At 72.3% G+C, this 21,185-nt stretch carries 24 protein-coding genes; 4 read left to right on the top strand and 20 right to left on the bottom strand.

The annotated features are described in order from the left end of the window. From argG to infC, 14 genes are all read right to left on the bottom strand, one after another. Positions 1–1,434 (bottom strand): argininosuccinate synthase, encoded by a 1,434-nt coding sequence (argG, locus tag ACYVIH_RS19700; RefSeq protein WP_460871241.1) that lies wholly within the window; start codon positions 1,432–1,434, stop codon positions 1–3. After that, a complete protein-coding gene (locus tag ACYVIH_RS19695; protein WP_460871240.1) occupies positions 1,431–1,982 on the bottom strand; it encodes an arginine repressor in 552 nt (183 codons plus the stop codon). The genes argG and ACYVIH_RS19695 overlap by 4 nt, the downstream gene beginning before the upstream one ends. Beyond that, a complete protein-coding gene (gene argF / locus ACYVIH_RS19690) occupies positions 1,979–2,914 on the bottom strand; it encodes an ornithine carbamoyltransferase (RefSeq protein ID WP_460871239.1) in 936 nt (311 codons plus the stop codon). Before argF ends, ACYVIH_RS19695 begins: the two co-directional genes overlap by 4 nt. Then, positions 2,911–4,101 (bottom strand): acetylornithine transaminase, encoded by a 1,191-nt coding sequence (locus ACYVIH_RS19685; protein WP_460871238.1) that lies wholly within the window; start codon positions 4,099–4,101, stop codon positions 2,911–2,913. The genes argF and ACYVIH_RS19685 overlap by 4 nt, the downstream gene beginning before the upstream one ends. Position 4,102: 1 nt before the next feature. After that, positions 4,103–5,005, bottom strand: a complete 903-nt coding sequence (gene argB / locus ACYVIH_RS19680) for an acetylglutamate kinase (protein ID WP_460871252.1) — start codon at positions 5,003–5,005, stop codon at positions 4,103–4,105. Positions 5,006–5,081: 76 nt separating this feature from the next. Beyond that, a complete protein-coding gene (argJ, locus tag ACYVIH_RS19675) occupies positions 5,082–6,233 on the bottom strand; it encodes a bifunctional glutamate N-acetyltransferase/amino-acid acetyltransferase ArgJ (RefSeq protein ID WP_460871237.1) in 1,152 nt (383 codons plus the stop codon). Positions 6,234–6,282: 49 nt separating this feature from the next. After that, entirely contained in the window at positions 6,283–7,326 is a 1,044-nt protein-coding gene (gene argC, locus ACYVIH_RS19670) for an N-acetyl-gamma-glutamyl-phosphate reductase (RefSeq protein ID WP_460871236.1), read from the bottom strand. A 43-nt stretch (positions 7,327–7,369) separates the two neighbouring features. Further along, on the bottom strand, positions 7,370–9,868 hold the full coding sequence (gene pheT, locus ACYVIH_RS19665; RefSeq protein WP_460871235.1) for a phenylalanine--tRNA ligase subunit beta: 2,499 nt from the start codon (positions 9,866–9,868) through the stop codon (positions 7,370–7,372). After that, a complete protein-coding gene (gene pheS / locus ACYVIH_RS19660) occupies positions 9,868–10,980 on the bottom strand; it encodes a phenylalanine--tRNA ligase subunit alpha (RefSeq protein ID WP_460871234.1) in 1,113 nt (370 codons plus the stop codon). The genes pheT and pheS overlap by 1 nt, the downstream gene beginning before the upstream one ends. A gap of 91 nt (positions 10,981–11,071) precedes the next feature. Then, positions 11,072–12,130: a sensor histidine kinase gene (locus ACYVIH_RS19655; RefSeq protein ID WP_460871233.1), complete on the bottom strand. Its 1,059-nt coding sequence runs from the start codon at positions 12,128–12,130 to the stop codon at positions 11,072–11,074. 46 nt (positions 12,131–12,176) lie between these two features. Beyond that, entirely contained in the window at positions 12,177–13,022 is an 846-nt protein-coding gene (locus ACYVIH_RS19650; protein ID WP_460871232.1) for a TrmH family RNA methyltransferase, read from the bottom strand. 32 nt (positions 13,023–13,054) lie between these two features. After that, on the bottom strand, positions 13,055–13,441 hold the full coding sequence (rplT, locus tag ACYVIH_RS19645) for a 50S ribosomal protein L20 (RefSeq protein WP_460871231.1): 387 nt from the start codon (positions 13,439–13,441) through the stop codon (positions 13,055–13,057). Between the two features lie 54 nt (positions 13,442–13,495). Next, complete coding sequence (gene rpmI, locus ACYVIH_RS19640; RefSeq protein ID WP_460871230.1) at positions 13,496–13,690, bottom strand: 50S ribosomal protein L35; 195 nt, start codon at positions 13,688–13,690, stop codon at positions 13,496–13,498. Positions 13,691–13,742: 52 nt separating this feature from the next. Next, positions 13,743–14,420, bottom strand: a complete 678-nt coding sequence (gene infC, locus ACYVIH_RS19635) for a translation initiation factor IF-3 (protein ID WP_460871251.1) — start codon at positions 14,418–14,420, stop codon at positions 13,743–13,745. Positions 14,421–14,836: 416 nt separating this feature from the next. Between infC and ACYVIH_RS19630 the strand changes: the two genes are divergently transcribed. Continuing rightward, the gene (locus ACYVIH_RS19630) at positions 14,837–15,211 is read left to right on the top strand and encodes a DUF1844 domain-containing protein (RefSeq protein ID WP_460871229.1); all 375 of its coding nucleotides are present in this window, start codon (positions 14,837–14,839) and stop codon (positions 15,209–15,211) included. On the opposite strand, the gene ACYVIH_RS19625 is transcribed toward ACYVIH_RS19630, so the two are convergent. Beyond that, entirely contained in the window at positions 15,177–15,698 is a 522-nt protein-coding gene (locus tag ACYVIH_RS19625) for an SseB family protein (RefSeq protein ID WP_460871228.1), read from the bottom strand. The two genes, ACYVIH_RS19630 and ACYVIH_RS19625, sit on opposite strands and share 35 nt — an antisense overlap. A gap of 59 nt (positions 15,699–15,757) precedes the next feature. Between ACYVIH_RS19625 and ACYVIH_RS19620 the strand changes: the two genes are divergently transcribed. Genes ACYVIH_RS19620 through ACYVIH_RS19610 form a run of 3 tightly spaced genes read left to right on the top strand, consistent with a single transcriptional unit; the run spans position 15,758 to position 18,053 of the window. Further along, a complete protein-coding gene (locus ACYVIH_RS19620; RefSeq protein WP_460871227.1) occupies positions 15,758–16,216 on the top strand; it encodes a hypothetical protein in 459 nt (152 codons plus the stop codon). Further along, entirely contained in the window at positions 16,213–17,442 is a 1,230-nt protein-coding gene (locus ACYVIH_RS19615) for an alanine racemase (RefSeq protein WP_460871226.1), read from the top strand. The genes ACYVIH_RS19620 and ACYVIH_RS19615 overlap by 4 nt, the downstream gene beginning before the upstream one ends. After that, a complete protein-coding gene (locus tag ACYVIH_RS19610) occupies positions 17,439–18,053 on the top strand; it encodes a uridine kinase family protein (protein WP_460871225.1) in 615 nt (204 codons plus the stop codon). The genes ACYVIH_RS19615 and ACYVIH_RS19610 overlap by 4 nt, the downstream gene beginning before the upstream one ends. Here the strand turns inward: ACYVIH_RS19610 and ACYVIH_RS19605 are convergent. The 5 genes from ACYVIH_RS19605 to ACYVIH_RS19585 are packed head-to-tail and all read right to left on the bottom strand — an operon-like array spanning position 18,050 to position 21,059. Next, on the bottom strand, positions 18,050–18,349 hold the full coding sequence (locus ACYVIH_RS19605) for a hypothetical protein (RefSeq protein WP_460871224.1): 300 nt from the start codon (positions 18,347–18,349) through the stop codon (positions 18,050–18,052). The two genes, ACYVIH_RS19610 and ACYVIH_RS19605, sit on opposite strands and share 4 nt — an antisense overlap. Before the next feature lie 45 nt (positions 18,350–18,394). Further along, a complete protein-coding gene (locus ACYVIH_RS19600; protein ID WP_460871223.1) occupies positions 18,395–19,387 on the bottom strand; it encodes a GNAT family N-acetyltransferase in 993 nt (330 codons plus the stop codon). Positions 19,388–19,431: 44 nt separating this feature from the next. Further along, positions 19,432–19,899 carry a PH domain-containing protein gene (locus ACYVIH_RS19595; protein WP_460871222.1) on the bottom strand — a complete coding sequence of 156 codons (468 nt, stop codon included), beginning with the start codon at positions 19,897–19,899 and terminating at the stop codon, positions 19,432–19,434. Then, positions 19,883–20,755, bottom strand: a complete 873-nt coding sequence (hisG, locus tag ACYVIH_RS19590; RefSeq protein WP_460871221.1) for an ATP phosphoribosyltransferase — start codon at positions 20,753–20,755, stop codon at positions 19,883–19,885. Before hisG ends, ACYVIH_RS19595 begins: the two co-directional genes overlap by 17 nt. 37 nt (positions 20,756–20,792) lie before the next feature. Continuing rightward, positions 20,793–21,059 carry a phosphoribosyl-ATP diphosphatase gene (locus ACYVIH_RS19585; protein WP_460871220.1) on the bottom strand — a complete coding sequence of 89 codons (267 nt, stop codon included), beginning with the start codon at positions 21,057–21,059 and terminating at the stop codon, positions 20,793–20,795. Between the last annotated feature and the right edge of the window lie 126 nt (positions 21,060–21,185).

Raw genomic sequence — 21,185 nt, 5'->3', positions numbered from 1 at the left:
TCAGTCGGTGCCGGACTCCATGGCGGCGTGGTCGAGGGCCTCCTCGTCGAGCTCGCCGGGTGCCACGGGGTTCTCGGTGATCTTGTCGTACCCGCCGGCCGGGAGCTCGCCGAACAGGGTGCCGTTCTCGACGAGCACCTGGCCCTGGTCGAGCGGCTGCGCGGCGTACAGCTCGAGCTTGGAGCGGGAGTCGGCGATGTCGAGGTTGCGCATGGTCAGCTGCCCGATCCGGTCCAGCGGGCCGAACGCGGCGTTCTCGGTGCGCTCCATGGACAGCTTGTCGGGGTGGTAGGAGAACGCCGGGCCGTCGGTGTCGAGCACGGTGTAGTCCTCACCCCGACGCAGCCGCAGGGTGACCTCCCCCGTCACGACCGAGGCGACCCAGCGCTGGATCGACTCGCGCAGCATCAGCGCCTGCGGGTCCAGCCAGCGACCCTCGTAGAGCAGCCGGCCCAGTCGGCGGCCGTTGAGCGCATAGCTGGCGAGGGTGTCCTCGTTGTGGATGGCGTTGAGCAGGCGCTCGTAGACGATCCACAGCAGCGCCATGCCGGGCGCCTCGTAGATGCCGCGGGACTTCGCCTCGATGATCCGGTTCTCGATCTGGTCGGACATGCCCAGCCCGTGGCGGCCACCGATGGCGTTGGCCTCGCGGACGAGCGCGACGGGGTCGTCGTACTTCACCCCGTTGATCGCGACCGGGCGGCCCTCCTCGAAGGCGACGGTGACGTCCTCGGTCTCGATCTCGACCGACGGGTCCCAGAACTTCACGCCCATGATCGGCTCGACCACCTCGAGCGAGGTGTCGAGGTGCTCCAGCGTCTTCGCCTCGTGGGTGGCGCCCCAGATGTTGGCGTCGGTGGAGTAGGCCTTCTCCTGGCTGTCGCGGTACGGCAGGCCGCGCTCGGTGAGCCACTGGCTCATCTCGGTGCGCCCGCCGAGCTCGTGCACGAAGTCCGCGTCGAGCCAGGGCTTGTAGATGCGCAGCTGCGGGTTGGCCAGCAGGCCGTAGCGGTAGAACCGCTCGATGTCGTTGCCCTTGAACGTCGAGCCGTCGCCCCAGATGTCGACGCCGTCCTCGTGCATCGCCCGGACCAGCATCGTGCCGGTGACCGCGCGTCCCAGCGGCGTGGTGTTGAAGTAGGCCCGACCGCCGGAGCGGATGTGGAAGGCACCGCAGGCGATCGCGGCGAACCCCTCCTCGACCAGCGGCAGCCGGCAGTCGACCGCGCGGGCGATCTCGGCGCCGTACTCGGTGGCCCGGTCGGGCACCCCGGAGATGTCCGGCTCGTCGTACTGCCCGATGTCGGCGGTGTACGTGCAGGGCACCGCACCCTTCTCCCGCATCCAGGCCACGGCGACCGAGGTGTCGAGGCCCCCGGAGAAGGCGATGCCGACGCGTTCGCCGACGGGCAGGGAGGTCAGGACCTTGCTCACGTGTGGTCTTCCTTCTGGGTTGGGGTGGAGCTGGCATGGGGCTGGTTGGCGAGGGCGATCAGCCTCTCGGCGAGCACCGCACCGCCGTCGGGGTCGCGGCTGATCACCAGGACGGTGTCGTCGCCGGCGACGGTGCCGAGGATCCCGGGCAGGTCGGCCTTGTCGAAGGCCGAGGCGAGGAACTGCGCCGCTCCCGGCGGCGTGCGCAGCAGGGCCATGTTGGCCGAGGCGTCCGCGGAGACCATCAGCTCGGCGAGCAGCCGCGCCAGCCTGGCCTCGGCCGCCGCGGGGTCGCCGCCGGGACGGGGGGTGCGGTCACCGCCCTCGGCGGGTACGGCGTACACGAGGGCCCCGCCGGGCACACGCACCTTGACCGCGTCGAGCTCGACGAGATCACGGGACAACGTGGCCTGGGTGACGCTGACCCCGGACTGCGCGAGCAGCTCGGCGAGCTCGGTCTGCGAGCGCACCTGGTGCCTGCTCAGCAGCTCGACGATCCGCTGCTGGCGGGCACCCTTGGTCATCGGCATCGCGCCGGGGCCGGTCACGACGGCACCTCGCCCTCGTCGAGCAGCCAGGTCAGCACCGCCTTCTGCGCGTGGAGACGGTTCTCGGCCTCGTCCCAGACGACGCTCTGCGGGCCGTCGATCACCTCGGCGCTGATCTCCTTGCCCCGGTAGGCGGGCAGGCAGTGCAGCACGATCGCGTGCCCGGCCGCCTTGCCGAGCAGGTCCGCGGTGAGCGAGTAGGGACGGAACGGCTCCATCCGCTGCTCGGCCTCGGCCTCCTTGCCCATCGACACCCAGGTGTCGGTGGCGACGACGTCGGCGCCGGCCACCGCACCGGTCGGGTCCGGGTCGTACGTCGCCGAGCCGCCCGTGCCGGCGGCGATCTCCTGGGCCCGCGCCAGCACGGCCGCATCGGGTTCGAACCCGGCGGGACCGCTGACCACCACGTGCATGCCGGCCGTCGCGCCGCCCAGGAGGTAGGAGTGCGCCATGTTGGAGGCGGCGTCGCCGAGGAACACCAGCCGGCGCCCGGCGAGGTCGCCGAGGTGCTCGGTGACGGTGAGCAGGTCCGCGAGGACCTGGCAGGGGTGGAAGGCGTCGGTGAGGGCGTTGACCACCGGCACGCCGGCGTACTCCGCCATCTCCTCCAGGTCCCGCTGGTGGAAGGTGCGCCACACGACCGCCGTGGCCTGCCGGCCGAGCACCCGGGCGGTGTCGGCGACCGACTCGCGGGTGCCGACCTGGGCGAGCCGCGCGTCGATGATCATCGGGAAGCCGCCGAGCTCGGCGATGCCCGAGGTGAACGACGCCTGCGTGCGCAGCGTGGGCTTGTCGAAGAGCACGGCGACCGTGCGGGGCCCCTCCAGCGGACGGGCTGCGAACCGGTCGGCCTTCAGCCGTGCCGCGAGTGCCAGCACCTCGGCCTGGGCCGCGGGGGTCAGGTCGTCGTCGCGCAGGAAGTGCCGGGTCATGAGGCCTCCCCCGCGAACGCCTCGTCGAGGATCGCCGGCCACGCCGCTGCGAACGCATCGGCCTGCGCCTCGGTCAGCACCAGAGGCGGTGCGAGCCGCACCCGGTCGGGCGCGCAGTCGTTGATGATGAACCCGTGGCGCAGCGCGACCGCGGTCGCCTTCGCCGCCACGGGGGCGGTGAGGTCGAGCCCGATCAGCAGCCCGACCTGACGGATCTCGCTCACCCGCGGGTCCCGCAGCTTCTCGGCGAGGTGTCCCCCGACCCGCTGCGCGTTGCCGAGGAGGTCGTCCTTCTCGATGGTGTCGATCACCGCGAGCGCGGCCGCCGCCGCGACCGGGTTGCCGCCGAAGGTGGTGCCGTGGTTGCCGGGCTGCAGGAGCGAGCCGTGCTCGCCGACGGCGATGCAGGCGCCGATCGGGATGCCGCCGGCGAGGCCCTTGGCCAGGGTGACCACGTCGGGGACCACCCCGCCGGCGGTGTGGGCGAACCAGGCCCCGGTGCGACCCATGCCGGTCTGCACCTCGTCGAACCAGAGCAGGGCGCCGTGGGCGCTGGTGATCTCCCGCGCTGCCCGGAGGTAGCCCTCCGGGGGCACGACCACGCCCGCCTCGCCCTGGATCGGCTCGAGCACCACCGCGGCGGTCTCGTCGGTGACTGCCGCGGCGAGCGCGTCCGCGTCGCCGTAGGGCACGAAGGTCACCTCACCGGGGAGCGGCTCGAAGGGCTCCCGATAGGCCGCCTTGGCGGTCAGCGCCAGAGCGCCCATCGTGCGCCCGTGGAAGGCTCCCTCGGCGGCGACGATCCTGGTCCGGCCGGTGCGGCGGGTCAGCTTGAACGCCGCCTCGTTGGCCTCGGTGCCGGAGTTGGCGAAGAAGACCTTGCCCTCCACGCCCAGGAGGTCGAGCAGCCGCTCGGCGAGGGTGACCTGCGGCTCGGTGGCGAAGAAGTTCGAGACGTGCCCGAGGGTGGCCAGCTGCTCGCTGACGGCGGTGACCAGGGCGGGGTGTGCGTGTCCGAGGGCGTTGACGGCGATGCCGCCGAGCAGGTCGAGGTGCTCCTTGCCGTCGGCGTCCCAGACCCGGGCGCCCTCGCCGCGGGTGAGCACCAGCTTCGGCGGACCGAAGGTGTTCATCAGGGCGTGGCTGTAGCGCTCCTTGACCGTCTCGGTCGTGGTCTCGTCGGTCATCTCACTCACCCTCCTTCCGCAGCGCGGAGCGGACCTTGGTCTCCACCCCGGGAAGCACCTGCGTGCCGACGCCCTCGTCGGTGAAGATCTCCAGGAGCACGGCGTGCGGCTCGCGACCGTCGACGACCGTGGTGCGCGGCACGCCGCCGCGGATCGCGGTCAGGCAGGCCCGCATCTTCGGGACCATGCCGCTGGCCAGCGACGGCAGCAGCTCCTCGAGCGCCTCGGGACTGATCTGACCGATCACGTCGTCGCTGTCGGGCCAGTCGCGGTAGAGACCCTCGACGTCGGTGAGCACGAGCAGCTTCTCGGCGCCGAGCGCGGCGGCCAGGGCACCGGCTGCGGTGTCGGCGTTGACGTTGTGCACGACGCCGTCCTCGTCCGGCGCGACCGACGAGATCACCGGGATCCGCCCGGCCTCGATCAGGTCCCGCACCGCCTCGGGGCGGACCTGCTCCACCTCGCCGACCAGGCCGAGGTCGACCTCCTCCCCGTCGACGACCGCGTTGGTGCGGCGCGCGGTGAACAACCCGGCGTCCTCACCGGACAGGCCGACCGCCAGCGGTCCGTGCTGGTTGAGCAGCCCCACAAGCTCGCGGCCCACCTGACCGACGAGGACCATCCGCACGACGTCCATCGCCTCGGGCGTGGTGACGCGCAGCCCGCCGCGGAACTCCGAGTCGATCTCCAGCCGGTCCAGCATCCGGTTGATCTGCGGGCCGCCGCCGTGCACCACCACGGGGTGGAAGCCGGCGTAGCGCAGGAAGACGATGTCCTCGGCGAACGCCCGCTTCAGGTCGTCGTCGGTCATCGCGTTGCCGCCGTACTTCACCACGATGGTCTTGCCGTGGTACTGCTTGAGCCAGGGCAGCGCCTCGGCGAGCGTGGCTGCCTTCTGGGTCATCTTCTTCCACTCCGCCGGGCTCTTGGCGGCGGCGAGCTCGGAGCTCGAGGGGTCGGTCGTCATCGTCGGCGCATCCTCAGCTGGAGTAGGCGGAGTTCTCGTGCACGTAGGCGTGCGTCAGGTCGTTGGTCCACACCGTCGCGCGGGCGTCCCCGGCCTTGAGGTCGATCGTGACCGTGACCTCCCGACCCGACAGGTCGACCAGGTCCGGGGACTCGGCGGGCTCCGAGGCGCGGCAGACCCAGACGCCGTTCATCGCCACGTCGAGGTCGGCGGGGTCGAACGCGGCCTGCGTGGTGCCGATCGAGGCGAGCACGCGGCCCCAGTTGGGGTCCTTGCCGAAGACGGCTGCCTTGAAGAGGTTGCTGCGGGCGACCGAGCGTCCGACCTCCACGGCGTCGTCCTCGCTCGCGGCGTTCAGGACGGTGATCGCGATCTCGTGGTCGGCGCCCTCGGCGTCGGCCAGCAGCTGCATCGCGAGGTCCGTGCAGGCCCGGGTCAGCGCCTCGGTGAAGTCCTCGAGCGTCGGGGTGATCCCCGAGGCGCCGCTGGCCAGCAGGGTCACGGTGTCGTTGGTGGACATGCAGCCGTCGGAGTCGAGCCGGTCGAAGCTGACCCGGGTCGCTGCGCGGAGCGCCTGGTCCGCCTCCTGCGCGGTGATCTTGGCGTCGGTGGTGAGTACGACGAGCATCGTGGCCAGCTGGGGGGCCAGCATCCCGGCGCCCTTGGCCATCCCGCCGATCGTCCAGCCGCTGCCCTCGACGACGACCCCCTTGCTCACCGAGTCGGTGGTCATGATCGCCTCGGCGGCGTCACGGCCGCCGTCGACCGAGAGGGCCGCCGCACACGCGTCCACGCCGGCGAGGAGGTCCTCGCGGTCGTTCCTGAGGCCGATCAGGCCGGTGCTGCAGACCACCACGTCGATCGGCCCGATCCCGAGCGCGCCGGCGGTCTGCTCGGCGACGGCATGCGTGGTCTGGAAGCCCTCGGCGCCGGTGTAGCAGTTGGCACCGCCGGAGTTCAGGATCACCGCGCGGACGACACCGTCCTTGACGACCTCCTGGCTCCACAGCACGGGGTTGGCTTTGCAGCGGTTGCTGGTGAACACCGTCGCGGAGGCGTGCTGGGGCCCGTCGTTGACGACCAGCGCCATGTCCTTGGCGCCGGTGGACTTCAGGCCGGCGGCCACGCCGGACGCACGGAAGCCCTTGGGGGCGGTGACACTCATGATGTTCCTTCGGGTGCGGTCCGGCCGGTGGTCCGGGCGGAGGCGGGGTTCACGGCGCGAGACCGACCGTGGTGAGACCGGTGGTCTCGGGCAGACCGAGCGCGAGGTTCATGCACTGGACCGCGGCGCCGCCGGTGCCCTTGGCGAGGTTGTCGACGGCGCCGACGGCGACGAGCCGTCCGGCGTCGGCGTCCACGGTGACCTGCACGTGCACGCTGTTGGACCCGACGACGGACTTGGTCTGCGGCCACTGCCCCTCGGGCAGCACCTGGACGAACGGCTCGTCGGCGTACGCCTTCGCGTAGATCGCGCGGGCGTCCTCGGCGGAGAGCTGCCCGGTCAGGGGCGCCGAGCAGGTGGCCAGAATGCCGCGAGGCATCGGGACGAGCATCGGGGTGAACGAGACGCGCACCTGCTCGTCGGTGAGCCCGGAGAGGTTCTGGATGATCTCGGGGGTGTGCCGGTGGGTCCCGCCGACGCCGTAGGCGCTCGCCGAGCCCATCACCTCCGACCCGAGCAGGTGCGGCTTGGCGGCCTTGCCGGCGCCCGAGGTGCCGGAGGCGGCCACGACCACCACGTCGGAGGGATCGACCACCCCGGCCGCAACCGCCGGGGCGATGGTGAGAGTCGAGACCGTGGGGTAGCAGCCGGGCACCGCGATCCGGGTCGCGCCGGCGAGCCGGTCGCGCTGGCCACGCAGCTCGGGCATGCCGTAGGGCCACGAGCCGGCGTGCTGCCCGCCGTAGAACTTCTCCCACAACCCAGCGTCGGCGAGCCGGAAGTCCGCACCACAGTCGATCACGACGCAGTCGTCGGGCAGTGCCTTGGCGATCTCGCCGGACTGTCCGTGCGGAAGCGCCAGGAAGACCACGTCGTGGCCCGACAGCACCTCCACGGTGGTGTCCTCGAGGACCCGGTCGGCCAACGGGACCAGGTGCGGCTGCAGCCGGCCGAGCCGCTCACCGGCATTGGAGCCGGCGGTCAGCGCACCGATCTCGACGGCCGGGTGGTCCAGGAGCAGGCGTAGCACCTCGCCCCCGGCGTACCCGCTGGCGCCGGCGACGGCGACCTTGACGTTCCTCGCCTCAGACATGCGCATGACCATACGGGAAAGTGCATGGGCATGCAAGTTGCGCTCAGGACCGGAGCGTCGCCCCATGTCGCTGCGCGGCCAGCCGGACCGCGGTCTCCCGAGCCTCGGCGACCTCGGCATCGGTGAGCGTGCGGTCGGGTGCCCGGAACCGCAGGGCGAAGGCCAACGACTTCTTGCCGGCACCGACCTGCTCGCCGGTGTAGACGTCGAAGAGCCGCAGCGACTCCAGCAGCGGACCGGCACCTTCTCGCAGCGTTCCCGCGACCGCGGCCGCCGAAACCGTGTCGTCGACCACGAGCGCGACGTCCTCCTTCGCCACGGGGTACGTCGAGAACGCCGGGGCCGGGACGACGTCGGCCGCGGCCAGCATCAGCGCGTCGAGGTCCACCTCGGCCACCGCCGTGCGCGGCGGGACACCGAACGCCTTGCAGACGTTGGGGTGCAGCTCACCGGCGTGACCGACGACGGCGCCGTCGAGCAGCACCTCGGCGCAGCGGCCCGGGTGCCAGGGAGCGCGACTCGCGGAGCGCACGTCCACCTCGGCGCCGAGCGTGCGCGCCAGGCGGCGCACCGCCTCCACCGCGTCGGCCCACTCGGCCTGGCGGCCCTTGCCCCACCATCCCGAGCGCTCCCGCTCACCGGCCAGCGCGACCGCTACGTGCATCGGCTGGTCGGGGACGGCGGCCTGGAGCTCGGCCCACTCCTCGGGGGTGGGCCGGCGGTCGACGCCCAGGATCGGCGCCGTCCGCTCCCCCGGCCCCGGCAGGTACACCGGCGCCTGCTCGAAGAGGGCGACGTCGCTGATCCCGCGGCCGACGTTGCGGGCCAGCGTCTTGAGCAGGCCGGGCAGCAGCGTGGTGCGCAGCTCCGGCTCCTCCTCCGACAGCGGGTTGGCCACCCGCACGGTGCGCCGGCGGTCGTCGTCGGCGTCGAGCGCGAGCGCGTCCCAGTCGGCCTCGCCCACGAACGGGTAGGTCAGCACCTCGACGTAGCCGGAGCCCGCCAGGGCCCGCCCGGCACGCCGACGCAGCCGCTGCGTGCGGGTCAGCCCGCGACCGGTCGGGGCGCTCGGCAGCACCGAGGGCACCCGGTCGTAGCCGACCACGCGGACGACCTCCTCGACGAGGTCGTAGGGGTCGGTGATGTCGGGCCGCCACGATGGCGGCGCGACCGTGAGCCGGTCCCCGTCCACGGCGACCGCGCAGCCGACCGCGCGCAGGTGCTCCGCTGCGGTGTCGGCCGGGATGTCGATCCCGCTGATCCGGGCAGGCAGTCCGGCGTCGATGACGAGGTCGGCGGCCTCCGGCGGGCTGCCGACGTAGGTCACCCCGTCGGTGACCGTGCCGCCACCGAATGCGACCAGCAGCTCGGCCACCCGGTCCGCGGCGTAGGCGGGCAGCAGCGGGTCGACGCCACGCTCGAAGCGCTTGGAGGCCTCCGAGGGCAGCTTGTGCCGGCGGGCGGTGCGGAAGATCGAGGTGGGCTCGAAGTGCGCCGCCTCGATGACCACGTGGGTCGTGGTCGCGCTGAGCTCGGTCTCCTGGCCGCCCATCACCCCGGCGAGGCCGATCGGTCCCCGGTCGTCGGTGATCAGCAGGTCCTCGGGATCGAGGTCGCGGGTGACGTCGTCGAGCGTGGTGAGCTTCTCCCCCGGCCGGGCCCGGCGTACGACGATCGGGCCCTGCAGCTTGTCGCCGTCGTAGCCGTGGATCGGCTGGCCAAGCTCGAGCATCACGTAGTTGGTGATGTCGACGGCGAGCGAGATCGGGCGCATCCCGGCCAGCTGGATCCGGCGGGCGAGCCAGCGCGGGGTCGGCGCGCTCGGGTCGAAGCCGGTGACCGTCCGGGTCGCGAACACCGGACAGCCGTCCGGCGCCTCGACGCGCACCGGGTAGCCGGCGTCGTTGGGTGCGGGCACCTCACGGACCGCCGGGTCGTGGAAGCCGACGCCGAAGCCCAGGGCGGCTTCACGGGCCAGCCCGCGCAGCGACAGCCCGTAGGCGCGGTCGGGGTTGATCTCGAACTCGATCACGTGGTCGCGCAGGTGCAGCAGCTCGATCGCGTCGTCGCCGGGCTTCACGTCCGGCTCCAGCCGCGGGTCGAGGACCAGGATCCCGCCGTGGTCGTCGCCGGTGCCGAGCTCCCGGGTGGAGCAGATCATGCCGTCGGAGACGTGACCGTAGGTCTTGCGCGCGGAGATCGGGAACGGTCCGGGCAGCACCGAGCCGGGCAGGGAGACCACGACCAGGTCGCCCTCGGCGAAGTTGTGCGCACCGCAGACGATGCCGCGCCCGCCGTCGGCGTCGTTGTGCTCGGGTCCGACGTCGACCCGGCACCACCGGATCACCTTGCTGTTCTTCTGCGGCTCGTCGTCGAAGCCGAGCACCCGGCCCACGACGAGCGGGCCCTCGATCTCGGCGCCGGGGGCCTCCAGGGACTCGAGCTTCAGCCCGAGCATGGTCATCCGGTGCGCGAGGTCCTCCGGGGTGAGGTCGGCGGGCAGGTCGACGTACTCACGCAGCCAGGAAAGCGGGGCCCGCATCAGATCTCCATTCCGAAGGGCAGGGTGAACCGGACGTCGCCCTCGACGATGTCGCGCATGTCCCCGATGCCGTGGCGGAACATCAGGGTCCGCTCCAGGCCCATGCCGAACGCGAAGCCGGAGTAGGTCTCGGGGTCGATGCCGCAGGCGGTCAGCACCCGGGGGTTGACCACGCCGCAGCCGCCCCACTCGATCCAGCCCTCGCCCTTGCAGGTGCGACAGTCCTGCTCGCCGCTGCTGTCGCGGCCGGTGCCGCGGCACACGAAGCAGACCAGGTCGACCTCGGCGCTGGGCTCGGTGAACGGGAAGTACGACGGGCGGAACCGGGTCGTGATGCCCTCGCCGAACATCGCCTCGGCGAAGTGGTCGAGGGTGCCCTTCAGGTGCGCCATCGAGATGCCCTTGTCGACGACGAGCCCCTCGACCTGGTGGAAGACCGGGGTGTGCGTCGCGTCGAGCTCGTCGGTGCGGTAGACCCGGCCCGGCACGACGACGTAGATCGGCGGCTGCTCGGTGATCATGGTCCGCGCCTGCACCGGCGAGGTGTGGGTGCGCAGCACCAGCCCGCCCTCGGAGGGCTCGAGCCAGAAGGTGTCCTGCATGGTCCGCGCCGGGTGGTCGGGGCCGAGGTTCAGAGCGTCGAAGTTGAGCCACTCGGCCTCCACCTCGGGACCCTCGGCGACCTCCCAGCCCATCGCGACGAACACGTCGGCGATCGTCTCCTGGATGGTGGTCAGCGGGTGCCGGGCGCCCTGCGGCTCGCGGTCCCACGGGACGGTGACGTCGACGGTCTCCTCGACCAGCATCCGGGCCTCGCGCTCGGCCTGCAGCACCTCATGCCGCTCGGCCAGCGCCTTGCTGACCGCGCCGCGGGCCTGGCCCACGCGCATCCCGGCCTCCTTGCGCGCCTGCGGCGGGAGGGCACCGATCTCCCGGTTCGCCAGGGCGAGCGGCGAGCGCTCCCCCGCGTGGGCGAGCCGGACCGCCTTGAGCTCCTCCAGGTCACCGGCCTCGGCGATCGCCGCGAGCGCTGCGTCGCGCATGGCGTCGACCTCGTCGGCGCGCAACGGGGTGACCTCGACGGGGTCGTAATCGGTGTTCGGGCCCGACATGGTTGCCTTTCACGGGGCGGCGGGTGGTGGGTGCACGCACCAGTCTAGGAACTGCCCGCGCCGCAGCGCGAACCGGATTCGCCCGCTGGACTCACTCCTCGCGGAGGTCCTCGGCGGGCCAGGTCACGGTGATCCGGGCGCCGCCTCCGGGCGCGTCGCCGATCTCCACCGCGCCACCGTGGGCGGTGACCAGGCCGTGCACGATGTACATCCCCAGCCCGGACCCGCCGCGCACCCCGTGCTTCCAGAACTTGGTGAAGACCCGGTTGCGGATCTCCGGGCTGATCCCCTCACCCTGGTCGTCGACGTGCATCCGGACCCCGCGGAACGCATCGCCGTCGCCGGTCGGGCCGAGCGTGAGCCGGACCACGCCCTCGCCGTGCCGCACGGCGTTCTCCACGAGGTTGGTGACCACCTGCACGAACTTGTCGGGGTCTGCGTGCACCCGCGGCAGGTCGGGCGCGGCGTCGAGCACGATCTCGCGTCCCGTGCCCGCCCGCACCGAGTCCAGGACCCGCTCCACGGCCGGGGTGAAGTCCAGCGGCCGGGGGTACAGCGACAGCCGGCCGGTGTCGATCCGGGCCACGTCGAGCAGCTCCGCGATCAGCCGCGTGAGCCGGTCGGCATCGGAGTTGACCGTGGTGAGCATCAGCTTCTTCTGGTCGTCGTTGAGCCGGTCCCACTTGGTGAGCAGCGTGGCGACGAAGCCCTTCACGCCGGTCAGCGGCGAGCGCAGCTCGTGCGCGACGGTGGCGACCAGGTCGGAGCGCTCGCGGTCGAGCCGGGCGCGTGCGCGCGAGGTGCGCAGGCACAGGGCCACCCCGCGGGTGGGGCCCTGCTTGCCCTCGCGCAGGATCCGCACGGTGAGCAGCAGCTCGGTGCCGTCGGCGAGGAACCACGACTGCTCGGGGATCCCGGAGCGCAGCCGCGGACCGTCGTACAGGCCGACGGTGGTGTACCAGTCGTTGCCGGCCTGGTCCTGGAGCGCGACCACGTCGGAGAGGTGCTTGCCGCGTCCGTCGCCGGTGCGCAGCATCATCCGGGCGGCGGCGTTCATCCCGACCACCGTGCCGGTCTGGTCGGCGAGGATCACTCCGTCGGGCAGCGCGTCGAAGCTCAGCGGGTCGACGGGCTCGGGGAGGAACGGCACGCAGCCCAGGCTAGTGGTTGAAACCGGGCGTTGCGACTCGTCGCGCTCAGCGTGCCGCGCGTCGCTGCGCGCCCGCCGAGGCGTAGAGACAGACCGCTGCTGCCGTGGCCAGGTTGAGGCTCTCGGCGCGGCCATGGATCGGGATCCGCACCCGGTGGTCGGCCAGTGCGGCGACCTCGTCGGGCAGGCCCCAGGCCTCGTTGCCGAACAACCACGCGGTGGGGAGGTCGAGCAGGCCGTCGTCGAGTGCGCGGTCGAGGTCGGTCTCCCCGGCGCCGTCGGCGGCGAGCACCAGGAAGCCCCGGCGGCGGAGCTCGGCCACCACCTCCGCGGTGTCGGGCTCGATCGCCAGTCCGAGGTGGAACAGGCTGCCGGCGCTGGCGCGCACCGCCTTGCCGTTGTAGGGATCGACCGAGCTCCCGGTGAGGACCACCGCGGAAGCACCGGCAGCGTCCGCGGACCGGATGACCGTCCCGGCGTTGCCCGGGTCGCGCACGTCCGCGCACACCGCCACGAGCGCCGGGGTGGCCACGGGCGGCTCGGGGAGTACGGCGGTCAGCGGCCGGTCCAGGAACCGGCACACCGCGACCACGCCCTGCGGGTGCACGGTCTCGGCGAGCGACCGCAGCGCGTCGTCGTCGACGAGGTGCCAGGCGATGCCCTGGTCCGCCGCACGGGCGCTGAGCTCGGGGTGCGCCTCGGCCGCGCGCGGCAGCGCGAACACCTCGGCCACACAGCCGGCCAGCTCGAGTGCCTCGCGGACCGCCTGCGGCCCCTCGGCGAGGAAGAGCCGGGTCTCGGCCCTGGAAACGCGTCTGGCGAGCCTCCGTACCGCCTTGACCCGGCCACTCCTCGCGGAGAGCACGGTCGGGTCGGCAGGGAGACTCGCCATCGACGTGGGTTGCCCGGTGGTCGCCGCAGCGATCAGGCGGACGCCTTCTCGGCGTTGACGTCCTCGGGGAGGTTCGCCTTCGCCAGCTCCACCATGGCGGTGAACGTGGCGGCGTCGTTGACGGCCATGTCCGCGAGGATCTTGCGGTCGACCTCGACACCGGCGGCCTTGAGGCCCTGCATGAACCGGTTGTAGGTCATGCCGTTGGCGCGGGCCGCGGCGTTGATGCGCTGGATCCACAGCTTGCGGAACTCGCCCTTCTTGGCGCGACGGTCGCGGTAGCTGTACACCAGCGAGTGGGTGACCTGCTCCTTGGCCTTGCGGTAGAGGCGCGAGCGCTGACCGCGGTAGCCGGACGCGCGCTCGAGGGTTACCCGGCGCTTCTTCTGGGCATTGACTGCCCGCTTGACGCGTGCCACTTCTTACTCCTTGATGCTTCTACGTGTTCGGGGACCGGCGAGGTGACCGCGAGGTCACTTGCCGAGCAGCTTCTTGACCTTCTTGACGTCTGCCTTGGCGACGTCCTCGGTGCCGGCGAGGCGGCGGGTGAGGGTCGACGGCTTGTGCTCGAGCAGGTGGCGGCGGCCGGCCTTCTGGCGGCGCAGCTTGCCCGACCCGGTCACCTTGAAGCGCTTGCTCGCACCGGAGTGCGCCTTCATCTTCGGCATTGGTTGTCCTTTTCGGTTCTCTCGCGCCCGTCCGTGCCCGGACGGGCTGGTGTCACATGTCTGGGTCGAGGTTCTCCGAGCGACGCTTCGGCTTCTTCGACTCGACCGGCGCCGCGGTCGCCCCGGCGGAACGCTCGGCGTGCTCCGCCTCGCGCTCGGCGGCCCGTTCGGCGGCCTTCTCGGCCTTCTCCGCCTTGACCTCCGCCTTGGCCTCGGCCTTCTTCTTGTGCGGGCCGAGGACCATGATCATGTTGCGGCCGTCCTGCTTGGGGGCCGACTCCACGAAACCGAGGTCGGTCACATCCTCGGCCAGGCGCTGGAGCAGCCGGAACCCGAGCTCGGGACGGTGCTGCTCACGACCGCGGAACATGATCGTGATCTTGACCTTGTCGCCCTGCCGGAGGAACCGCACGACGTGACCCTTCTTGGTCTCGTAGTCGTGCGCGTCGATCTTCGGCCGGAGCTTCATCTCCTTGATGACCACGTTGGTCTGGTTCCGACGAGCCTCGCGCGCCTTCTGCGCGTTCTCGTACTTGAACTTGCCGTAGTCCATGAGCTTGCAGACGGGCGGACGCGCAGTCGGTGCGACCTCGACGAGGTCGAGGTCGGCCTCCTGCGCCAGGCGCAGTGCGTCCTCGATGCGAACGATGCCGACGGTCTCGCCGTTCGGGCCGACGAGCCGGACCTCGGGCACCCGGATCCGGTCGTTGATGCGCAGCTCTGTGCTGATGGGTCCTCCTGGGGTGGGTCTTGTGGGCTGACCTGGTCGCCCGGCGGCCCCGTGCCCGTTGGGCAAGAAAAAAGGCCTCCGCTCGACACACAAGCGGAAGCCAGCCTCGACGACGTCCGGGTCCGGCGGTGTCGCCACCGCGGACCAGGCTCGACGCCTGGCGAGACGCGCCCCACCCGGCGTGCGCCGTGCGAGATGCTCCTCGCGACCGGACCCGACGACCCGGGGGTCGATGCGGGTGGGAGAACTGGTCTCCGCTTGTCAGATCTCGTGATGGTCAACCATCTGCAGGCTCCGGGTGTTCCCAAGGGGGTGGCCGGGGCACACAGACGGCCGATCATCGAGATCGGTCCCGGCAAGCATACCCGCAGACCACCGCCGAACGCACATCGCGGCGGCCGTGACACCCTGGGAACATGACCGACATGCCCTCCGAGGTCGCCATGGGCGCGGCCGAGGCCACCTCCCGCGACATCGCCGACGTCCCCGCCATCGAGATCGTCTCCACCGCCGCGCTGCACCTGATGAGCTCGGCCGCGGTCAACCTGGGCCTGGCCGAGGACCTCCCCGACCACGTCGACCTCGACGAGGCACGCACCCTGATCGAGGCGCTCGCGGGCCTGGTCACCGCGGCGGCGCCCCGGCTCGGGCACCACCACGCCGCGCCGCTGCGCGACGGGCTGCGCACCCTCCAGCTGGCGTTCCGGGAGGCCTCGGACATCGAGGACGCCCCCGGCGAGGGCCCCGGCGAGAAGCTCACCGGTCCGGTGCGCCCCCAGCGGGCTCGCTGAGCCGGGCCCAGGCCCAACCGCCGGCGGACTCGACCAGGCGGAACCCGTCGGCGAGCGACCGCAGGTCGTCGGCCTCCACGACCAGCATCACCGGTCCGGCGACGTCGACGACGAGTGCGGCGGCGTCGTCGTGCACCGCGGCCTGCGCCGCCTGACGTACGGTCACCGGCACGGGGCGCGCCTCGGGGTTCCAGCGGTGCAGCGGGTCGGTGCCGGTGAAGGCCAGGAGGGCGAGCCGGCCGTCCTTGCCCCGCATCAGCACGGTCGCCATGTCGGAGGTCTTGTCATGGGCGAGCCCGTGCTCGTCGTACTCCACCTCGCCGAGAACCGCGACCACCGGGACCAGCAGCCGGCTGTCCTGCAGGGTCGCGAGCGTGCGGTGGTGCAGCCCGGACGGGTCACCGGCGTAGGCGGCCAGGGCGGCGGCCACCTCCGCGGCCACGGAGCCGTCGTCACCGGCGAACCCGGGATCTGCGATGGTGCGCATCCGGCCAGTCTGCCAACACAGGCCGCACCCGGCCCCGCCGGGTGTGACAGGCTGGTGCCGTGGGTTCGTTCGACACCATCACCTGGCAGGCACTGACCGCGGTCCTGACCCTGCTCGGGCTCGTCGGCACGGTCGCGTTCTGGCGTCGCCGAGGGCCGGTCGCCGGGCTCCGGATGCTGGCAGTGGCGCTGCTGCCGGCCGCGGCCTACCTCACCGGGACCCTGCGGCTGCTGTGGCGGATCGGCGACGCGGTGGTCGACTGGGCCGCCCGCCTCGTGCTCAGCCCGTCGGTCTGGTTCGGGATCGCGGTGGCCGGCGTCTCGGCGCTGCTCTTCGTCGTCGCCGGTGCTCTCGGCCGGCGCGGGGTGGGTTCGGCACCGCGCTCCCGCAAGGAGGCTGCGCTGCCCGCCGCGCCCTCGCAGCCCCCGGCCCGTCCTGGCGGTACGGCGGCCACGCCCGCCGCCGACGACGACCTGGCCGACATCGAGGCGATCCTGAAACGGCACGGCATCTCGTGAGCCGCGCGGACCTCGCGGCAGCCGTCGACCGCCACCGGCTCGCCGCCCGGCTCGACCGAGCCGTGTCGGCACTGTCCGAGCAACCGCCGACCCCCACCGTCGTGGTCGACCTGGACGCCTTCGACCGCAACGCCGAGGACCTGGTCCGGCGTGCCGGCGGCAAGCCGATCCGGGTGGCGTCGAAGTCGTTGCGGGTCCCCGAGCTGATCGGCCGGGCACTGGCCCGCCCCGGGTACGCCGGAGTGCTGGCCTACTCGCTCAGGGAGGCGCTGTGGCTCGCCGAGCAGCAGGTCAGCGACGACGTCCTGATGGGCTACCCCAGCGTGGACCTGCCGGCGCTGGCGCGGCTCTGTGGCGACGAGGACCTCGCCGCCAGGGTGACGCTGATGGTCGACGCGACCGAGCACCTCGACCTCGTCGACCGGGTGCGTGGGCCCGGCGGGCCGGTGGTGCGGGTGGCCGTCGACGTCGACGCCGGCCTGAGGCTGGCCGGCGCCCACGTGGGCCCCCGCCGCTCCCCCCTGACTCACGCCGCCCAGGTGGTGGCGCTGGTGGACGAGATCCTGCGCCGCCCCGGCTTCGAGCTGGCCGGGGTGATGACCTACGAGGGTCAGGTCGCCGGAGTCCCCGACGACGTTCCCGGCCAGGCGGCCCGGTCCGCCGCGGTGCGCCGGATGAAACAGGCTTCCGTCAGGCAGCTGGTGTCCCGTCGGGCCGAGGTCGCCGCGGCGCTCCGGGAGCGGTGCGCGATGCCGCTGTGGAACGCCGGTGGGTCGGGCAGCCTCGAGACGTCCGCGGCCGATCCGGTGGTGACCGAGGTGACCGCGGGCTCCGGACTGCTGGTGCCGCACCTGTTCGACCACTACCGCAGCTTCGTCCCGCACCCCGCGGCCTTCTTCGGCCTCCGGGTGGTGCGTCGGCCGTCCCCCGGCGTGGTGACGGTGGCCGGCGGCGGGCTGATCGCCTCCGGAGCCACCGGGACCGACCGGTCGCCGCTGCCCTGGGCGCCACCGGGGCTGGCGCTCACGACGCTGGAGGGAGCCGGTGAGGTGCAGACCCCGCTGGTCGGCCCCGGCGCGGACCTGCTCGCGATCGGTGACCTGGTCTGGTTCCGCCACGCGAAGTCCGGCGAGCTCGCCGAGCACACCCGTCAGGTGCACCTGCTGACCGGCTCCCGCATCGAGGACACCGTTCCCACCTACCGCGGGCTCGGGCACGCCTGGTGACCACGGGCGACGCCTGGCAGCGACGCGTGCGCGACGTCGCCGACCTGGTCGTGTGGACGGCCTCGATGCGCCCTCCGACGCTGGCCGACGGTCGGCTGGTGTGCATCGACGGGCCGGCCGGCTCGGGCAAGTCGACGCTGGCCGCCGCGGTCGTCGATCACGCCGGTGCCCTCGGTTCGGTGGCGCTGGTGCACCTCGACGACCTGCTCGACGGCTGGGGCGGCCTGCCGCAGGTGAGCGCGACCCTCGAGCGCGACGTGCTCACTCCCCTGCGCGAGGGCCGGACCGCGCGCTACGGGCGCTACGACTGGCACCAGGAGCGGTTCGGCGAGACCTGTGAGGTGGCGCCGGTGGACCTGCTGGTGGTCGAGGGAGTCGGGTCGGGGGCGTTGTCGTACGCCTCCTCGGTCACCACCCTGGTCTGGGTGGAGGCACCGGCCCAGCTCCGGCTGGCCCGGGGCATCGAGCGCGACGGCGAGGCACTGCTACCGCAGTGGCGCCGGTGGATGGCCGACGAGGACGCGCTGTTCGTCCGGGAGCGGACCCGCGAACGCGCCGACCTGCTGGTCGACGGCACCGGCGAGGCGGACGCGGCAGTCGTGCTCGGCTAGCGCCGGCTCGCCGCCCCCGCGCCGCCTCCGCCGGAGAAGATCATCGCCAGCCCGAACACGTAGCCGAAGTCGTACCAGTTGCCGTTGTTGCGCACCTCGTAGATGTTCACGTCGTCGGTGAACAGAGAGATCACGAACGTCACCGGCGTGATGAAGCCGTGCCACAGGCCGAGCCAGAACCCCGCGGGGTCGGCACCGGCGGGCACGTCGTTGGGGCCGGCTGCGCAGGAGCTGAGCAGGCCGATGCCGAGCAGCAGAAGTGCGCCGAGCAGGCACCGCGACACGATCGATCTCATGAGCCCACCGTCTCCTTCCTCAGGTCCCGGGGCCAGGGGCGTTGGTCATCCCCGCCCTGATCCGGCCGGGACCCGCTCCGCGTAGTCGGTCCAGCGGCTCTCCACCTCGAACCCGGCGCGTCGGTAGATCCCGAGCGCGCCGGTGGGGTTCTCGGAGTCCACGTCGAGCGAGGCTTCGTCGTACCCGGCCGCCTGGTAGGCCAGCAGCGCGTGCCCCAGCAGAGCACCGGCCAGCCCGCGACCGCGATGCTCGCGCCGGGTGCCGACCTTGCCGACGTAGGCCTCCCGCCTGCCGGTGCTCTGGAAGTAGGCGTCGTACTCGTTTGTCTGCAGGTACGCCACGACCTCCCCCGGGGCCATGGGATCGACCACGACGAAGCTCAGCTCAGGTCGGAAGCTGCGGCTGTCGGTCACCCACTGCTTCCACATCGCCGTCGACCACGGCGCGAAGTTCGGATGGTCCACGAACGCGGCGTTGTGCGCGGCGTGCATGGCAGTCGCCAGGGAGTCGTCGTACCTGCGCAGCTCCAGCCCCGCGACCACCGGAGGCGCCGGGGCAAGCTCGCCGGCGAGGTCCGCACGCATGACGAAGCTCCACCGCTCCGGCAGCAGTCCCACCCCGCGCAACAGGTCCTCCTGAGCGACGTTGCCCGACAGCCCCCTCAGGGTCAGCAGCGCGTCGAGACCGGGGTGGCGCTCGGCATGCGCGGCCAGGGCCCGGTCGCGCATCGCGGCCGCGAGCACGGTGCCCACCCCGCGGCCACGGAAGTCCGGGTGCACCGCACCGTCCAGCCCGATCTTGTGGACGTCCTCGACACCGGAGCGAGGGTAGACCGCGAAGAACCCGACCAGCTCCTCACCGGCACAGGCGCCGACGATGTCCTTGCCGACCTCGATGTCCGGGTTGGCCATCTCTTCGGCGAGGTCCGCCTCGTTGTAGTGCTCGCCGGTCCGGTCGGCGGCCTCCACGGCGGCGAGCAGCCGGCTCCAGGCAGGGATGTCGGCGGGGGCCAACGGGCGAAGCGTCGGTGCGTCCATGCCGTGAGGCTAGGAGCGCCGGCCGCGGCACCGCACCTGCTTTTTCAGGCCTCGCTGACCTGCCGCGAGCGCTGGATGGCGCGCAGCTGCTTGACGTGGCGTACGGCGCGCGCACCGTCGGAGCCCTGGATGCCCATCGCCGGCGCGGTCGTGCCGTCGGTCAGCTCGATCAGGCCCCACGGGGCACCGTTGCGCAGGGTGATCCGCGAGATCCGCGCCCAGGGGTAGAAGTGCGACCGGTAGCCGTTGACGACCAGCAGCCCGTCCCCGCGGGCGTCGATCCGGCATCGGCCCATGGCGTGCCCCATCACCGCGTAGGCGAGGCCGAAGCCGAGCACGGTGAGCTGCTGGAGCACGGTGAAGGCGTCGCGGGTGCGTTCGGGGAAGGCGAACCAGATCGCCGCGGTCACCGCGACCAGTCCCAGACCCAGCACGACCACCGCGACCCGGACCCCCAGCGGGCGGAAGGTCACCGGCAGGGTGGTCGCCGGGGCGTCAGAGGCGGCAGGCATGGATGTCGGTCACCAGGATGCCGCGGGCGCCGATCTCCCAGAGCGCGTCCATCAGTCGCTGGGCACCCTCCCGGGGCACCATCGACCGGACCGCGACCCAGCCCTCGCGGTGCAGCGGCGAGACGGTGGGGCTCTCGATTCCCGGGGTGAGTGCGACCGCCTGCTCGACGTGGTCGATGCGGATGTCGTAGTCCATCATCACGTAGGCGCGGGCCACCAGGACGCCCTCCAGGCGCCGCCGGAAGACCTCGAGACCGGCCGGCACCTCAGCACCCGAGCGGGTGATCAGCACCGCCTCGGACTCCAGGATCGTGTCGAGGACCACCTCGAGCCCGGCCTGGCGCAGCGTCGACCCGGTCTCCACGACATCGGCGATGACGTCGGCGACGCCGAGCTGGATGCTGGTCTCCACAGCACCGTCGAGCCGCGTGACCGTGGCGTCGATCCCGCGCTCCTCCAGGAAGCGGCGGACCACCCCGTCGTACGACGTGGCGATCCGCTTGCCGTGCAGGTCGTCCTGCGAGGTGACCGTGCCGGGACGGGCTGCGAACCGGAACCGCGACCGCCCGAAGCCGAGGGTGAGCACCTCCTCGGCCTTGGCACCGGAGTCCAGGAGCAGGTCCCGGCCGGTGATGCCGATGTCGAGGGTGCCCTCGCCGACGTACAGCGCGATGTCCCGGGGACGCAGGTAGAAGAACTCGACGTCGTTCTCCGGGTCGGCGAGCACGAGCTCCTTGGAGTCCGTGCGCTGCCGGTAGCCGGCCTCGCGCAGGATCTCCGAGGCGGACTGGGACAGCGATCCCTTGTTGGGGATCGCCACCCGCAGCGTGCTCGCGGGTGCGGGCGTGGTGGTCATGGTGGGCCTTCCGGAACGGGCGGGCTGGGTCAGCAGGTCACAGGTGCGCGTAGACGTCGTCGAGGGTCAGCCCGCTCGCGATCATCAGCACCTGTGCGTGGTACAGCAGCTGGCTGATCTCCTCGGCCGCCCGCTCGGGCCCCTCGTGCTCGGCGGCCATCCACGACTCGGCGGCCTCCTCGACCAGCTTCTTGCCGATCGCGTGGACGCCGGCGTCGAGCGCCTGGACGGTGCCGGACCCGGCAGGTCGGGTCTGGGCCTTCTCGGTGAGCTCGGCCCAGAGCTCGTCGAACGTCTTCATCAAGGTGCTTTCCGTGAGGGTCTGCCCACGTCCGCTTGCTCGCGGCGGGCGGGTCAAGCCTACGGCGTACGACGACCCGGCCCGCCGTGGCTCCTGCCGCGCGAGACGTGGCTCACGCCCACCCCTGCT

The sequence above is a fragment of the Nocardioides pakistanensis genome, assembly GCF_054781215.1.
The sequence above is the reverse complement of the archived record's forward strand: the minus strand, read 5'-3'. Positions and strand labels throughout refer to the sequence as shown.

Coding starts and splice junctions, on each gene's coding strand:
- argF (WP_460871239.1), bottom strand. CDS start 2,914: ATGACCCGGCACTTCCTGCGCGACGACGACCTGACCCCCGCGGCCCAG.
- ACYVIH_RS19685 (WP_460871238.1), bottom strand. CDS start 4,101: ATGACCGACGAGACCACGACCGAGACGGTCAAGGAGCGCTACAGCCAC.
- argB (WP_460871252.1), bottom strand. CDS start 5,005: ATGACCCAGAAGGCAGCCACGCTCGCCGAGGCGCTGCCCTGGCTCAAG.
- argJ (WP_460871237.1), bottom strand. CDS start 6,233: ATGAGTGTCACCGCCCCCAAGGGCTTCCGTGCGTCCGGCGTGGCCGCC.
- argC (WP_460871236.1), bottom strand. CDS start 7,326: ATGTCTGAGGCGAGGAACGTCAAGGTCGCCGTCGCCGGCGCCAGCGGG.
- pheT (WP_460871235.1), bottom strand. CDS start 9,868: ATGCGGGCCCCGCTTTCCTGGCTGCGTGAGTACGTCGACCTGCCCGCC.
- pheS (WP_460871234.1), bottom strand. CDS start 10,980: ATGTCGGGCCCGAACACCGATTACGACCCCGTCGAGGTCACCCCGTTG.
- ACYVIH_RS19650 (WP_460871232.1), bottom strand. CDS start 13,022: ATGGCGAGTCTCCCTGCCGACCCGACCGTGCTCTCCGCGAGGAGTGGC.
- rpmI (WP_460871230.1), bottom strand. CDS start 13,690: ATGCCGAAGATGAAGGCGCACTCCGGTGCGAGCAAGCGCTTCAAGGTG.
- ACYVIH_RS19630 (WP_460871229.1), top strand. CDS start 14,837: ATGACCGACATGCCCTCCGAGGTCGCCATGGGCGCGGCCGAGGCCACC.
- ACYVIH_RS19625 (WP_460871228.1), bottom strand. CDS start 15,698: ATGCGCACCATCGCAGATCCCGGGTTCGCCGGTGACGACGGCTCCGTG.
- ACYVIH_RS19605 (WP_460871224.1), bottom strand. CDS start 18,349: ATGAGATCGATCGTGTCGCGGTGCCTGCTCGGCGCACTTCTGCTGCTC.
- ACYVIH_RS19600 (WP_460871223.1), bottom strand. CDS start 19,387: ATGGACGCACCGACGCTTCGCCCGTTGGCCCCCGCCGACATCCCTGCC.
- ACYVIH_RS19595 (WP_460871222.1), bottom strand. CDS start 19,899: ATGCCTGCCGCCTCTGACGCCCCGGCGACCACCCTGCCGGTGACCTTC.
- hisG (WP_460871221.1), bottom strand. CDS start 20,755: ATGACCACCACGCCCGCACCCGCGAGCACGCTGCGGGTGGCGATCCCC.